Source organism: Mycobacteroides sp. CBMA 271, from assembly GCF_009729205.1.
Classification (GTDB): Bacteria; Actinomycetota; Actinomycetes; order Mycobacteriales; family Mycobacteriaceae; genus Mycobacterium.
Genome location: NZ_VTHB01000007.1, coordinates 184,161 through 198,259, shown reverse-complemented (window position 1 = coordinate 198,259; position 14,099 = coordinate 184,161). Strand labels below are relative to the sequence as shown.

Here is a 14,099-nt window from a genome sequence, read left to right as displayed (position 1 = left end):
TATTGATCGAGAGCGTATTCGCCGCCACCGTCGATCAGGACAGGCGGGAGATCGACGGCGCGACGGTGGTTATCGAGGACGGCCGGATCTCTGCGGTGCTCGCTAGCGGGGAGCAGAACCCGTGGGCGGCATTGCCGGATGTGGAACGGGTGGATGGCCGCGGCGCCCTGCTGACACCGGGGCTGGTCAATACCCACCACCACCTGTACCAGTGGATAACCCGTGGGCTCGCCGCCGATCACACCCTTTTCCAATGGCTTACCGCGCTGTACCCGATCTGGAAGGGGATCGATGCGGACAACCTGCACGTGGCGGCGCAGGGCGCGCTGAGCTGGCTGGCGCTGTCGGGATGTACCACGAGCACCGATCACCACTACGTATTTCCCTCGGGGGCAGGTGATCTGATGGAAGCGGAGATCGAGGCCGCACGGGAGGTCGGGCTGCGCTTCGATCCCACGCGGGGCTCGATGGATCTGGGGCAGTCGGCGGGCGGCCTACCTCCGGACAGCCTGGTGGAGTCGATCGATGCCGCCCTGGAGGCCAGTGCCGCGGCCATCGCCCGCTGGCACGACCCGACTCCGGGAGCCATGGTGCGCATCGGGATAGCGCCGTGCTCGCCCTTCTCGGTGACTAGCGAGCTGCTGCGTCAGTCGGCGCTGCTGGCCCGCGAGCACGGCGTGCGGCTGCACACCCACCTGGCCGAGACCGTGGACGAAACCGCCTACTGTGCCGAGCGGTTCGGCTGCAGCCCCCTGGAATACATGGAAGAGCTGGGCTGGCTGGGGCCCGATGTGTGGTTCGCGCACGGTATCCACTTCGACGACAGCGCCATCGTCCGACTCGCGGGCACGGGCACCGGTATCGCGCATTGCCCGACCTCCAACGGGCGCCTGGGCGCGGGCATCGCGCGCACCCACGATCTGCTTGCGGCCGGGGTGCCGGTGGGCCTGGGTGTCGACGGCGCCGCCTCCAACGAGTCGGGTCGCATGTTGGAGGAGGCCCACCAGGCGTTGCTGTTCGCCCGTGCGGTCGGCGGGCCCACGGCACTGAGCACCCGCACCGCACTGGAGCTGGCGACACTCGGCGGCGCCCGCCTGTTGGGCCGCGCCGAAGAGATCGGCTCCATTGAGGTGGGCAAGTGTGCCGATCTGGTGCTGTGGGACCTGCGCACGCTGGGACACAGCGGGATCGACGACCCGGTGGCCGCCCTGGTATTGGGCGAGGTGCCGCCCATCAGGTGTTCGTGGGTCGGGGGGAAACAGATCGTCAGGAACGGGGAGATGCTGACCGTCGACACCGACCGGGTCGCCGCCGCGGTGCAGGCGGCGCATCATGGATTGATGAGCAGGGTGCGCTGATGGATCTGCACACCATCGACTCGGTGATGATTCCGCGGGAGCGCGCCGACCTTGGCGGCCTCGGGGAACAGGACGGTGTGCTGGCCGGCGGCACCTGGCTGATGAGCGAGCCGCAGCCGAGACTGCGGCGTCTGGTGGACCTGACAGGTATGCGGTGGCCGGACCTGGTGGTCGATGAGGCCGGTCTGGAGGTCGCGGCCACCTGCAGTATCGAACGCCTCATCACGGCGTCTTACCCGCCCGACTGGAGTGCCACCGTCCTTTTTGGGGAGTGCGCGCGTGCGCTGTTGGCCTCGTTCAAGATCTGGCGTACCGCGACCGTCGGCGGCAACATCTGCCTGGGCCTGCCGGCAGGGGCGATGATCTCGCTATGTGCGGCCCTGGACGCCGAACTGCTGATCTGGCGCCGGGACGGCAGCGACGAACGCTGCGCCGTTACGGAATTCGTGACGGGCATCAACGAGACGGTGTTGCAGCCCGGCGATGTGTTGCGCGCCATCACCTTTCCGGCTGTGGCGCTGGCGCAGCGGGTCGCCATGCGCAAACTTGCCTACTCGGCACTGGGCCGCTCCGGCGCCCTGGTCACCGGCAGGCTCGACGGCGACAGCATCGTGCTGGGGATCAGCGCTGGCACGCGCAGGCCGATCGTGCTGCGGGTCCCGCCGGAACCGGAACTCGCCTACCGCGCCGCCGCGGCGATCCCCGATGGGGAATTTCATACCGACGCGCACGGCACCGCCGATTGGCGTCGTGCGGTGACGGCCCAACTGGCTCGGGAGGTCGCGCAGGAGCTGACGGACGGGCGCCCGTGAAAGTCAACGGCCACCTCGTCGACACCAGCCCGCGGCCCGGGCAGTGCCTGCGCACGTTCCTGCGCGAGCACGGCCATAGCGAGGTCAAGAAGGGCTGTGACGCAGGGGATTGCGGCGCCTGCACGGTGCTGGTGGACGGGGCGTCGCAACACTCGTGCATCGTGCCCGCGCACCGTGTCACCGACGCCGAGATTCTCACCGTCGGAAGCCTCGGCGACGAGCATGGCCTGCATCCCTTGCAGCGCGGTTTCATCGACCACGCCGGGTTCCAGTGCGGCTTCTGTACCGCCGGGATGGTCCTGACCGCAGCGACGCTCACCCAGGACCAGACCGAAGACCTGGGGAATGCGTTGAAGGGCAATCTGTGTCGATGCACCGGCTACCGGCCCATTCGTGCCGCCATCTGCGGTGAAGAGGCGCCGCGCGACACCGTCAGTGCTCCCGCCGCCGCACGCGTGGTCACCGGTGCCGAGCCGTACACCATGGACCAGCTGCCCGCCGATGTGGGACACATTGCGGTACTGGGCAGCCCGCACCCGTCGGCCCGGATCGCCCGGATCGACATCGAGAAGGCGCGCGGCCTGCCGGGAGTGCGCGCGGTGCTGTGTTACCACGACGATCCGGGTGTGCCGTTCTCCACCGCGCGGCATCACGAGCGCACCGATGATCCCGATGACACATTGGTTTTCGACCGCGTGCTGCGGTTCGTAGGGCAGCGGGTGGCCGCGGTGGTGGCGGACTCGCCGACCATCGCCGCGCGAGCACTGGAACACATCGATGTCGAGTACGAGGTGCTGCCCGCGGTCTTCGACCCGGAGCTGGCCCAGCGGCCCGGGGTCCACCTGGTGCATGGCGGAAAGGGGCCCGGCGCCAGGATCGCCGATACGGCACGCAATCTCGTCGCCGAGGTGCACGGTGAGGTCGGCGATATCGCGGCGGCCGTGGCCCGCGCGCAGAAGAATGGCGCGGTGGTCAGCGGCAGCTGGCAGACCGCCCGCGTGCAGCATGTCCACCTGGAGACGCACGGCTGCGTGGGCTGGCGGGACGAGCGTGGACGCTACGTCCTGCGCACCAGCAGCCAGGTTCCGTTCCTGGTGCGCGATGAGCTCTGCCATGTCTTCGACCTTGCCCGCGAACAGGTTCGGGTATTCGCGCCCCGGGTAGGCGGCGGCTTCGGTGCCAAGCAGGAGATGCTCACCGAGGACTTGGTGCTGCTGGCGGTGCGTGCGACTGGGGCGCCCGCCGTCTACGAGTTCAGTCGCAGCGACCAGTTCACCATCGCTCCGTGCCGACATCCGATGCGGGTGAACGTGACCGCGGCGGCAAGGCCGGACGGCGTACTGACCGCGTTGGCCGTTGACGTGCTCTCGGATGCCGGGGCCTACGGCAATCACAGCGTCGGGGTCATGTTCCACGGCTGCAACGAATCCATGGCCCAATACCGGTGCGCTAACAAGAGAGTCGACGCAAAGGCCGTGTACACCAACAACATCCCGTCCGGCGCATTCCGCGGTTACGGGTTGGGGCAGGTGCTCTTCGGGATCGAATCGGCGCTCGATGAGCTGGCCCGCGAGCTGGGTATTGACCCGTTCGAGTTCCGGCGCCGCAACGCCATCGTTCCCGGAGATCGGTTCGTCAGCTGGGAGGTCGAGGAGGACGATCTCGAATTCGGTAGTTACGGCCTGGACCAGTGCTTGGATCTGGCGCAGCATGCCCTGGCGCAGGGTGCTGCTGATCCGGCGCGCAACGGGTCGCCCCTGCCTGCGGGCTGGAAGGTGGGGGAGGGCATGGCTATCGCCATGATCGCGACCGTGCCCCCGCGCGGCCATATGGCCGACGCGCGTGCCGAGCTGGACGCGCGGGGCCGCTACCGGATATCGGTGGGATCGGCCGAATTCGGCAACGGCACCACGACCGTGCACGCGCAGCTCGCCGCTGCCGTGCTCGGGTGTGTACCCGACCAGATCGACATTCATCAGGCCGATACCGATGAGGTGGGCTACGACACCGGGGCCTTTGGCTCGGCCGGGACGACCGTCGCCGGTCTGGCTGTGCACCGGGCAGCAGAGCTATTGCGAGACAAGATCATCCGATTTGTTGCGTCCAAAATGGCGGTGCCCGAAAGCAGATGTGTGCTGGGACGGGGCGGGGTGAAAATCGGCGAGGACCTGCTGGGCCTGACCGATATCGCGGCCTCGACGCCGCAGCCGCTGATGGCGCTGGGGCGTCACGAGGGCACTCCACGATCGGTTGCGTTCAACGTCCAGGCGTTCCGGGTCGGGGTGCATCCGGACACCGGCTCCGTGCGGATCCTGCAATCGGTGCAGTCCGCCGATGCCGGGGTAGTCATCAATCCGCAGCAATGCCGCGGGCAGGTGGAAGGCGGTGTGGCACAGGCCATCGGCTCGGCGCTCTACGAGGAGATCCTGGTGCAGGACGGCATCGTCAGCACGGCGACCTTGCGCAACTACCACATTCCGCAGCTGGTTGACCTGCCTGATACCGAGGTCTACTTCGCGGATACCTACGACACTTTGGGGCCGTTGGGGGCCAAGTCGATGAGTGAGTCTCCGTACAACCCGGTGGCGCCGGCATTGGCCAACGCTATCCGTGATGCCGTCGGTGTCCGGATGTATCGGCTGCCGATGAATGCGGCACGAGTGTGGCAGGCCTTTAACGGATCTGGGGGAGGGGAGCACTCATGAGGGATGTGCTCGGTGACATGCTTGCCTTACTCGAAAGCGGTGACGCGGTCGCACTGGCTCGCGTCGTGGAGGTCAGCGGCGCGGCGCCGCGCGAGCCGGGCGCGGCCATGATCGTGACCGGCGACGGCGCCGTCATCGGGTCACTGTCAGGTGGCTGCGTGGAGGCCGCGGTCATCGAAACCGCGCGCGAAGTGCTGGAGACGGGCCTAAGTGTGAGCGAGCGGTTCGGTATCGACGACGGGATCGCGCCCGGTCTCACCTGCGGTGGCGAGATCGAGGTCGTCACCGAATGCGTTGGCGCCGAACGATTGCCGCTGCTGCTCCGGTTGCATGACTTGGTGCAGTCAGGGCGGCCGATGGCGTTGGTGAGCACGCTGTCGGGAGCTCCCGACTGGGCGCTGGTGAGCCCGGGCGAGCCGGTCCCGTGGCCGCTGATCGACGGCGATATCGCGGCCCTGGTGCGTGCCGGGCGCAGCGCGGTGGCGGGAGCGGACCGCTGCGAGCCCGACCAATCCGCCTTGCCCCGGGTGTTCGTACAGGCATTCGCCGCGCCGCCCCGGATGATCCTGGCAGGGGCCAACGCCTTTGTACGGGCCTTGAGCCGCACCGGTAGTCAGCTCGGCTATCGAGTGACGGTGGTCGATGCCCGCGAGGTGTTCGCGACCCCGGCGCAGTTCCCGCACGCGCAGGAGGTGGTGGTCGACTGGCCGCACCGGTACCTACGTGGCGAGGCGGAGGTCGGGCGCGTCGACGCGCGCACCGTGGTGTGCGTGCTGACCCATGACCCGAAGTTCGACGTGCCGATGCTGGCGGCGGCGCTGACCGTTGGTCCGGTGGCGTTTGTCGGCGCATTGGGCTCGCGGCGCACGCATACCGACCGGGTGGAGCGGCTGCGCGAGCAGGGCCTCACCGAGGATCAACTGCGGCGGCTGCGCAGCCCACTGGGCCTGGACCTCAATGCCCGTACCCCCGAAGAGACCGCCATATCCATTGCCGCGCAGATCATTGCCGAGACATCGGGAGGCTCCGGGCGTGCGTTGAGCGACACCGACGGGCCGATCCACCGGTAGGGCGGACGATGTATCTGAAGGTATGCGTGAACGGCGCGCGGCGCAGGGATCAGCACCCCGCGATCCCGTACACGCCCAGGGAGATCGCAGCGGATGTCGCGGCGTGCCGCGGCGCGGGGGCAACGGCCATCCATGTTCATGCCAAGGACACCAAGGGGTTCGACTCGCTACTGGCGAGTGCTGTCGATCCGGTGATTGCGACCATCCGTGCGCGGTGCCCGGGCCTTCCGGTGGGTGTTACCACGGGCGCCTGGGCGATGCCTGACCCGGCAGCGCGCTGCGCGGCCATCAACTCCTGGGCCGAGCTGCCGGACTTCGCGTCGGTGAATTGGCATGAGGAGGGCGCGGCCGAGGTCGCCGAGGCCCTGCTGAACCGCGGCATCGGCGTGGAAGCGGGGTTATGGAACGAGACGTCCGCGCTGGCGTGGTCGAGCTCGCCGCTGCGTAGGGATTGTTTCCGCGTCCTGCTGGAGCTGCAGGGCGGCGTCGCCGGCACCGAGGTCGAACAGCAGGCAGTGCGGATGCTGACACAGGTTCGGGTGGCCGGTGCTGCAGATGTGCTGCTGCACGGTGAGGACTCGTCAGCATGGCCCATGCTCGACCTCGCGGCGGCGCGCGGTGTGGCCGCACGGATAGGCCTTGAGGACACATTGCGTCTGCCGGATGGATCGCTCGCCGCAAGCAATGCCGAACTCGTGACCGCTGGGAGTGGCCGGATGCGCGCCGCAATTTTAGGAGCTTCGGATGCGTGAGAGCCCCGTATGCCGCAGAGTGATAAGAACGTCGTCACGGCCGGAGGTTTGTCGATTTCCACGAAACTGAGAGTCGCGGGCCTGCAGTCGGCCGGGAACCCCGCGAACCCGGACGCGAACCTTGCCGAACTCGATAAGGTCGCAAAAAGGCTAGCCGGACAAGCAGATCTACTCATCACGCCAGAGCTGTTCGTGACCGGATACGACATCGGGGATCGTTTACCGGAACTGGTGAGTACCGATCATCTTGACGCGGTGCGCTCAATCGCCGAACAGAACAAGATCGCCATTATCGTGGGTCTGGCCGAAAGTGCTACTGCGGGAGCGCTGTACAACAACGCTGTCTTCATCGACGAGCGAGGCGCCGTGCGCGGTCGCCACCAAAAGACACACCTGTTCGGCGAGATCGATCGTGCGTACTTCACGGCGGGAAGCCAACCAGTGACCGTGGTGCAGTATCGCGGCGTCAACATCGGCGTGATGATTTGTTACGACGTCGAGTTTCCCGAGAATGCCCGGATGAGTGCCCTCGCGGGTGCGCACCTGCTCGCGGTGCCGACGGCACAGATGGCACCCTTCGAGTTCGTCGCCGATGTCGTGATTCGGGCCCGCGCCTGGGAGAACCAGATCTATCTGGCCTACATCAACCACGACGGTGTCGAGAACGCGACGACCTACGTTGGTCGGAGCAGCATCGTCGGTCCCGACGGGGATGTGCTCGACCGCATCGAATCGGGGACCGGCACGATCATCGCCGAGGTCGACACGGAGGTCGTGCGCTTAGCGCAGCGCGCCAACCCTTACCTCGCCGATATGCGTCCTGAATTGAATTCAGCCCTCACGGACAGGGGCTCGCGCGTCGTCTGATCTGACGGTCAATGCCTGGATTGGGGAAGCGGGCTAAGTCCTGTCGGCGTTGTCAGCTTGCCGATTGTTAGCCCATACCTGGCCGATGCGCCCCGATTCCAGGGTGGAAAACCATCAACTATCTGCGGTTATGCTGGTGCGCGATACTGGGATTGAACCAGTGACCTCTTCCGTGTCAGGGAAGCGCTCTCCCGCTGAGCTAATCGCGCCTGTCTTGAAACGAGGTGGAGACGGGAATCGAACCCGTGTGCACGGCTTTGCAGGCCGTTGCCTCACCACTCGGCCACTCCACCACAGGGGATGCTTGTCCACCTTCGAGCGGATGACGGGATTCGAACCCGCGACCCCAACCTTGGCAAGGTTGTGCGCTACCAACTGCGCTACATCCGCGCGCAACGGATGAGATCGTCACCCGGTGCGAAGTGAAACAGTAGTCGAACGGGAGGTTTAATCACAAATCCCTTGCGTGAGCGGCCCGTCGGCTGCCGGACTGCGGTCTTTCCGGCACCTCGTGCTAGCCTTTCACCTCGATTGATCAGCCATCACCGATCATCATGCGGTCTCGTAGCTCAGCGGAAGAGCACTCGCCTCACACGCGAGGGGTCGCTGGTTCGAACCCAGCCGGGACCACCATAAAGTTGCAGGCAGAAGAGTTTTTCTGGTTTGCCATACGCCGTGCCAACTAAGTGCCGATTGAGAATTTGACCCAGATCTGACCCAAACCGGACTATCCATCCGGCCTGGTTGGCAGCGCTTAGCGATCAAATGACGTGACGCAGCTGACAAGTCACGCCCCCGGACTCGCGAGAAGTGAGTACGTCCAACCCGGTACTCCGGGATGCTAGGGCGGATTGACGCTAAGCGTCAGAGCATCGTCTTCAGAGGCCATCCTGGGAGCAGATGAAGAGTCGTATGGATGTTGCCTAGCTCTAGCGCCCGTCCAACTCGGCCAAGAAGTCATCGATTGCCGGCCACGTCTCGTTTACACCTGCGGCCAGTGCCACTAGCCCGAGGTGGCTCGCCTCCACCGTGGTGAACCGGACGTCCGCCGACTTGAGCATCGCCACGCCGTTGTGAACACACTGCCACGGCGCGATGGCATCACGGTGGCTGCCGAACAGCTGGATCGGCAGTGTCAGGGCAGTCAGATCGAGGCCGTAGCCGGCCACATTGACCACGCCAGAGGCGATCTCATCGTGATAGATAAATCGGCCCCACATCTGCGATACCGCCCGTCCCGGATAACCGGGGAAGGCATCCTGAAACCGGTCGATCACCTCAGCCTTGGCCAAGGCTTCGGTGTTGTCCAGATTGTTCAGGAGGAACCAGGGGCGCTTGATTTCGCGGTTCCACGAGGTGGCGCGGTAGGCGGCCTGCACCACCGGAGCGGGAATGCCGCCCAAGGCCCGCAGCACCGTGGTGACGGCATAGCCATTGGTGGGCTTGGTGATTCGGCGGGCTTCGGGATATCCCGGGATTTGTCCGTAGTCCAACGGGGTGCCGATCGCGGCGATCGAGCGGATCGGTAATCCGCGGTCGGCCGCGGCGGTCAAGAGGCTCAGGGTGCCGCCCAGGCTCCACCCAATCAGGTCGAGCTGCGCTTTGCCGGAATCGATGAGTACCCGCTCGATGGCCTGCGGAATGATGTCGGCGAAGAAGGCCTCCAGGCCCAGATGCCTATCTGCCCAGCCGATTTCACCGTAGTCGACGACATAGGGCGTACGGCCCTCCTCGAGTAGGTGCGCGACCAGTGACTGACCCGGTGCGAGGTCATAGCATGTCGCCGAGGCTGCCAGCGGCGGAACCAAGAGGACTGGGACAGTGCTGGACTCACGCGGATCGTCAGTGCCGTAACGGCGCAATTGGCGATGCGGCTCGTCGAACAGCACCTCATGGCTGGTCGGCCTGGGTGGGTGCACACCGTCGCCGAGAGTGATGGCGAACAAGTTTCTTGCCGAGACCGGAATCGAGGCCATGATTAGTTCGTGCTCTCCTTCTTGTTGACACTGCCCGGCCTATTCATTGGCCCACCAAAGCCTTTCAGTAGACCGGTTGATATACAACGGTTTGTGGCGCGCACGACACATTGACGACGCGAGAGTATTGACCGGGGCTGGCCGCCTCAATCCGTCCGGCTGGCTTACGGGACCCTGCGCTGTTGAGGGCGAATTGGTCTTTGGCTGAAAGTAATTGGGGTCTCAGTTCGATCGAGAGGCCCACTGTATCTACATGCTCAATAAGTGTTGCTGGGTCGCATCAGGCCGGGTGGTGAATGAGCAAGGGCAGCACCGCTCGCGCACCCGCTTTCCGTAGATGAGCGGCCGCAACGGTGACGGGCCACCGGGTGGAGGTCGAGTCGATCACGAGCAGCACACACCGGCCTTTGATCATTTCTCGGAGCGAGTCGTCCATGCCGATCGCGTCACGCCAGTGGGCGGCCTCCGCCGCGCCGGATGAATTGCGGTCGGGAGCCGTACCCGCAGCCACCGGCATCGCCGCCTGCCGCAAACGACCGATCGTTGCAATTTGGTCGGTCACCGGCTGCACCGGATTGGGCGTACCGGTCAGCTGCAGCGATACCGCGATCTCCGGACGAGCGACCCATTCGTCGCGCCATCGGGCGAGGGTGGAGACTGCGGCCTGGGTCAGCGCCTCGATCGCCTGGGGATCGCCTGCATCTGCAGCGGTAATCACCCCGCTCCATTCGGGTGCGTCGGCGTGGACCAGTACGCGACCGGTCTCGGCAAGCAGGTCCGCTGGAATCTTGCCGCGAGCACCGAACTCTCCGCCGGGCCACATCTTGCGCGTTTCGAGCATCGTGGAGTTTGTACGCAGGGCGGTGGCGACCTTCTGCATTAACTCGGCGGGCGCGTGCAGGCCCAGCCCATCGGGTGTCTGCCCGAGGCAGACCGAGCAGCGTCCACAAGATGCTGCCTGGGGGTCGTCGAGCGATTCTGTGAGCAACTGCATGAGGCAGCGTTCGCTCCGCGTGTAAGCCTTCATGATGTTGGCCTCGCGGCGGCGCGTGGCGATGATGCCGTCATAGTGCGCTGCATCGAAGCGCCAGGGGCTACCAGTGGCTTGCCAACCGCCGTCGACCCGCTCCGCTGCGCCGTCGACGGCGAGCTGTTTGACCATGAGTTCGATTCGTGTGCGTCGAATACCTGTTTTGGCCTCAAGCGCGTTCACCGATGTCGATGCCACACCGTTGCGCGCCTCATCGGCGAGAGCGGTGAGCACTGTCTCCATCTGTTTGGGATCTGGAATCGATGCGGTGGTGAAGTAGTCCCAAATGCCGGCATCGGATTCCGATGGAAGCAGCACCACCGCTGCGTGGTCGATGGCACGGCCAGCGCGGCCAACCTGTTGGTAGTAGCTGACCGGTGACGGCGGCGAGCCAACGTGGATTACGAACCCGAGGTCGGGTTTGTCGAAGCCCATCCCCAGGGCGGAGGTGGCGATCAGAGCTTTGATCTGGTTTTCACGTAGCGCGTCCTCTAACCGAGCTCGCGTGTCCGCATCGAGTTGACCGGTGTACGCAGCGACTTTTGCCTGTGGGTGTACGGCGTGAATGCCGTCCACGAGGCGTTGCGCATCGGCCACGGTGAGCACGTAGACGATGCCCGATCCCGGTAACTCATCCAAGTGGTGAGCGACCCAGGCGTAACGTGCCAGCGGCGACATCGATGGCAGCACATTGAGTTGCAACGAGCGACGGGCTAGCGGTCCGCGCAGAACAAGCGTGGCATCGCCAAGCTGGGTGGCCACGTCATCGGTGACTCGCGTGTTTGCCGTTGCGGTGGTGGCCAGTACCGGCGTCTGCGGGTTCAGCCGGGTGAGCACATCCGACACCCGGCGGTAGTCGGGACGGAAATCGTGTCCCCAGTCAGATACCGCGTGCGCCTCGTCTATGACCAGTAGCCCCATGGAGCCTTCGAGTGCCGAAAGGACCCTGCGGCCAAACGACGGGTTAGCTAACCGTTCCGGTGACACCAGAAGCACATCGATGTCGCCAGCCACGAGCCGCGCTTCGATCGGACTCCAGTCGTCGAAGTTGGACGAGTTGAGAGTTGCGGCTCGCAGCCCTGCTCGGGCGGCAGCGGCGACCTGATCGCGCATCAGGGAGAGCAGCGGCGAGACGATTAGTGCCGGTCCGGCGCCTTCGGCACGTCTGATCGCTGTCGCGACCCAGTACACCGCGGATTTGCCCCAACCTGTGGCTTGGACCACCAGCACCCGGGCCGCAGGCTCCAATAGCGCTGTCACAGCGGTCTCTTGATCTTCCCGCAGCATCGCACCGGGACCGGCCAGCGCTTCTATCACCTCGCGAGCCTGATCCGCCCGGGCCCCGCTCAGTTGGCTCATGGTCCACATCCCTCGCGTTCGATTGCTTGCTGTCGTGGTCGGCTCGCCTTGACCTCACCGACTAGTCGGTGAGACAGCCGGTACGGCGAGAGGTGACCGGCATGGTGATTCGAGCACAGCCCACGACCTCCGGGGGACTGCACGCGGACCCTACTGGACGCTCCTTCTAATTGCGTGTGCGCAGTTGCAATGGGCCAGCGTCCACCAGCGTGAGTAGCTCGGGCTGCCGGATACCTTGGTTTGGTGATCATCTGGCTTAACGGCGGTTTCGGAGCGGGCAAGACGACGCTGGCGCAGGAGCTGCATCGGCGCCTCCCTGACGCGGTCGTCTACGACCCGGAAGACGTCGGCGCCATGCTCTGGAAGTGGTTGTCGCCCAACGACGATTTCCAGCATCTGCCGAGCTGGCGGGAACTGGTGGTCGCGACCGCGATCTCACTGCGCAAGCATCACGCGGACACTCTCATCGTCCCAATGTCGTTGATCCGCCAGGCCTACCGGGACCAGATCCTCCGCGGCTTGGCAGACGCTGGCCAGGACGTCCTGCACATCTTCCTTGAGGCCGACGCCGATGTGCTTCGGGAACGGCTCAACGCCAGGGCCCGCGCGATCGACCCCAGTAACGCTGTGTGGGCCGAGTCGGCGGTGGTGTTCGGACTGACCCGTGTGGATGAGGCCGTCGCTGCCGCCACTTGCCAGCCGGAGGGGACGCTGATGCTGCGCTCGGATCGGCTCACCCCAGCAGAATTGGCCGACGAGGTGCTTGCCAACGTCGGCTAGGGCGACACGCTTGGCGGTGGGATCGGGCAGCCGGCGCCGATCGAGGCGGTCTGGTTGTGGTGGTCGTATCGGGTCTCGTGGATTCCCCCTCGAGCCGCGGCGAATCGGACGACCTTCAGCCATGCGCCGAACATCGCGGAGTCGCTTTCCCGCGCCCTGGCTCGTTGCGCAGCGCGGGGCGTGCGGTCGAGCAGTCTGCGGAATCGGACATTGAGGTTCACGAACACGCTGGCGACGCGTATCCACGGTGCGAAGGTAACCGTGGTCAGGCTGGTGGCGCGAATCAGCGCCTTGGTCATGTCTGTGCCCCCGTAGTAAGCCATCAGCCCGAGTACTGGTGTCATCGCCGCGCGCGTGAGAGGTCCCGCACGCTCACCGTCGATCATTGTGGTGATCATGGTGTCGGTCCACTCGGATGGGCCCCCGGCGTGGGCAAGGGTGAAGTCCATCGCTTCCAGTGCCTGTGCACAGTTCTGGGGGATGAGTTCGTCGGCGACGCCGAATATGTACGCGATGTAACCCCAATACATCAGTACGGCATCGAGATCGCTTGTGGTGCAAGTGCGTCCGTGTGCGTGGTCGATCAACAACGGCTGCAGGCCGAAGGTGAGTGCCGCGGCCATCATCGTGGCATTGGAGATGGGATTGCCGTGATGAGCGAAGTGGTCATCCCCGCAACTGCGGCGCAGTCCGGCACGCACCTGCGCATGCATCAGTCGGACCCGCACGGTGTCCTTGAACGGATCGGAGGTTCGCGACATCGCGCCGCGGTAGGTCATGTTGTGGAACCAGGTCAGTGTTTCGAGATAGCGCCGGAGGGGGTCGTTCACCAGCCGTCCCGTTCGTCCGGTGGCGTTGGAGACCTCGTCGCCGACGAGGGTCCCGAAGCCGTCTCCGATGGCCATTCCGATCTTGCTTGCCAGCGAGGCGTTGTTCCACAACTGCCGTCCTCGCTCCCACATGTCTGGGTCGAACCAGGCGGGGGAATTGTCCAGCTGCTCGAATAGGTCGGTCAGTTCCCGTGGCGGGATATCGACAGAGCCGATGCCATGGTCGAGCGCCTGCTCCAAGATCGTGCGCCCTTCGCCCGCCCCCATGCGGCGGAACCGGTTGACGACGTTGTCCATCAATTCGTCGCCTTGCCATAGGTGATCCGTGTACAGGTCGGTCCACGCTGTCGCCACAGGCACGTCCTTGAAGTCCCTCCACGGCGCCAACTGCAGTCGACGAGGTGGGGACCAGATCGCATCGAATCTCACCCGGGGCGGTGCGGTGCGTAAGGGCATCCCGGGCCGCCAGTAATAGTCGTAGGGGTGGGGGCCGGTCGCTGCCGCGTCATCGACGCGGTTCCCTCGGGTTGACGACGATGTCATGCCAAAATCGTGACACG

At 65.4% G+C, this 14,099-nt stretch carries 10 protein-coding genes and 4 tRNA genes; 8 read left to right on the top strand and 6 right to left on the bottom strand.

Annotation, left to right across the window (positions count from 1 at the left end; translation table 11 throughout):
- Positions 1–2 precede the first annotated feature (2 nt).
- Genes FZI91_RS19020 through FZI91_RS18995 form a run of 6 tightly spaced genes read left to right on the top strand, consistent with a single transcriptional unit; the run spans position 3 to position 7,564 of the window.
- The gene (locus tag FZI91_RS19020; RefSeq protein ID WP_162526342.1) at positions 3–1,358 is read left to right on the top strand and encodes an 8-oxoguanine deaminase; all 1,356 of its coding nucleotides are present in this window, start codon (positions 3–5) and stop codon (positions 1,356–1,358) included.
- On the top strand, positions 1,358–2,170 hold the full coding sequence (locus FZI91_RS19015; protein ID WP_155940628.1) for a xanthine dehydrogenase family protein subunit M: 813 nt from the start codon (positions 1,358–1,360) through the stop codon (positions 2,168–2,170). Before FZI91_RS19020 ends, FZI91_RS19015 begins: the two co-directional genes overlap by 1 nt.
- The gene (locus FZI91_RS19010) at positions 2,167–4,875 is read left to right on the top strand and encodes a molybdopterin-dependent oxidoreductase (protein ID WP_162526328.1); all 2,709 of its coding nucleotides are present in this window, start codon (positions 2,167–2,169) and stop codon (positions 4,873–4,875) included. Before FZI91_RS19015 ends, FZI91_RS19010 begins: the two co-directional genes overlap by 4 nt.
- Entirely contained in the window at positions 4,872–5,945 is a 1,074-nt protein-coding gene (locus FZI91_RS19005; protein ID WP_155940626.1) for an XdhC family protein, read from the top strand. Before FZI91_RS19010 ends, FZI91_RS19005 begins: the two co-directional genes overlap by 4 nt.
- An 8-nt stretch (positions 5,946–5,953) precedes the next feature.
- Positions 5,954–6,697 carry a 3-keto-5-aminohexanoate cleavage protein gene (locus tag FZI91_RS19000; RefSeq protein ID WP_155940625.1) on the top strand — a complete coding sequence of 248 codons (744 nt, stop codon included), beginning with the start codon at positions 5,954–5,956 and terminating at the stop codon, positions 6,695–6,697.
- Positions 6,698–6,706: 9 nt separating this feature from the next.
- Entirely contained in the window at positions 6,707–7,564 is an 858-nt protein-coding gene (locus FZI91_RS18995; protein WP_155940624.1) for a carbon-nitrogen hydrolase family protein, read from the top strand.
- A 134-nt stretch (positions 7,565–7,698) separates the two neighbouring features.
- Here the strand turns inward: FZI91_RS18995 and FZI91_RS18990 are convergent.
- The 3 genes from FZI91_RS18990 to FZI91_RS18980 all read right to left on the bottom strand — a co-directional run bounded on the left by FZI91_RS18990 (position 7,699) and on the right by FZI91_RS18980 (position 7,954).
- A tRNA-Val gene (locus tag FZI91_RS18990) sits at positions 7,699–7,773 on the bottom strand.
- Positions 7,774–7,786: 13 nt separating this feature from the next.
- Positions 7,787–7,857, bottom strand: a tRNA-Cys gene (locus FZI91_RS18985).
- Positions 7,858–7,881: 24 nt separating this feature from the next.
- Positions 7,882–7,954 (bottom strand) — tRNA-Gly (locus FZI91_RS18980).
- A 168-nt stretch (positions 7,955–8,122) separates the two neighbouring features.
- On the opposite strand from FZI91_RS18980, the gene FZI91_RS18975 reads away from it, so the two are divergent.
- Positions 8,123–8,197, top strand: a tRNA-Val gene (locus FZI91_RS18975).
- A 296-nt stretch (positions 8,198–8,493) separates the two neighbouring features.
- Here the strand turns inward: FZI91_RS18975 and FZI91_RS18970 are convergent.
- Together FZI91_RS18970 and FZI91_RS18965 are read right to left on the bottom strand one after the other, a co-directional pair.
- Positions 8,494–9,540, bottom strand: coding sequence for an alpha/beta fold hydrolase (locus tag FZI91_RS18970; protein ID WP_155940623.1), 1,047 nt, complete (start codon positions 9,538–9,540; stop codon positions 8,494–8,496).
- A 280-nt stretch (positions 9,541–9,820) separates the two neighbouring features.
- Complete coding sequence (locus FZI91_RS18965; protein ID WP_155940622.1) at positions 9,821–11,929, bottom strand: ATP-dependent DNA helicase RecQ; 2,109 nt, start codon at positions 11,927–11,929, stop codon at positions 9,821–9,823.
- A gap of 243 nt (positions 11,930–12,172) precedes the next feature.
- Here FZI91_RS18965 and FZI91_RS18960 point away from each other — a divergent pair, with 243 nt between their 5' ends.
- A complete protein-coding gene (locus FZI91_RS18960; protein ID WP_162526327.1) occupies positions 12,173–12,709 on the top strand; it encodes an AAA family ATPase in 537 nt (178 codons plus the stop codon).
- Here FZI91_RS18960 and FZI91_RS18955 read toward each other — a convergent pair.
- A complete protein-coding gene (locus FZI91_RS18955; RefSeq protein WP_155940620.1) occupies positions 12,706–14,082 on the bottom strand; it encodes an oxygenase MpaB family protein in 1,377 nt (458 codons plus the stop codon). The genes FZI91_RS18960 and FZI91_RS18955 overlap by 4 nt on opposite strands.
- Positions 14,083–14,099 lie beyond the last annotated feature (17 nt).

Excerpts from the sequence above, each read along its gene's own strand:
- FZI91_RS19005 (WP_155940626.1), top strand. The coding sequence starts at position 4,872 with ATGAGGGATGTGCTCGGTGACATGCTTGCCTTACTCGAAAGCGGTGAC.
- FZI91_RS18970 (WP_155940623.1), bottom strand. The coding sequence starts at position 9,540 with ATGGCCTCGATTCCGGTCTCGGCAAGAAACTTGTTCGCCATCACTCTC.
- FZI91_RS18955 (WP_155940620.1), bottom strand. The coding sequence starts at position 14,082 with ATGACATCGTCGTCAACCCGAGGGAACCGCGTCGATGACGCGGCAGCG.
- FZI91_RS18995 (WP_155940624.1), top strand. The coding sequence starts at position 6,707 with ATGCCGCAGAGTGATAAGAACGTCGTCACGGCCGGAGGTTTGTCGATT.
- FZI91_RS18965 (WP_155940622.1), bottom strand. The coding sequence starts at position 11,929 with ATGAGCCAACTGAGCGGGGCCCGGGCGGATCAGGCTCGCGAGGTGATA.
- FZI91_RS19000 (WP_155940625.1), top strand. The coding sequence starts at position 5,954 with ATGTATCTGAAGGTATGCGTGAACGGCGCGCGGCGCAGGGATCAGCAC.
- FZI91_RS19015 (WP_155940628.1), top strand. The coding sequence starts at position 1,358 with ATGGATCTGCACACCATCGACTCGGTGATGATTCCGCGGGAGCGCGCC.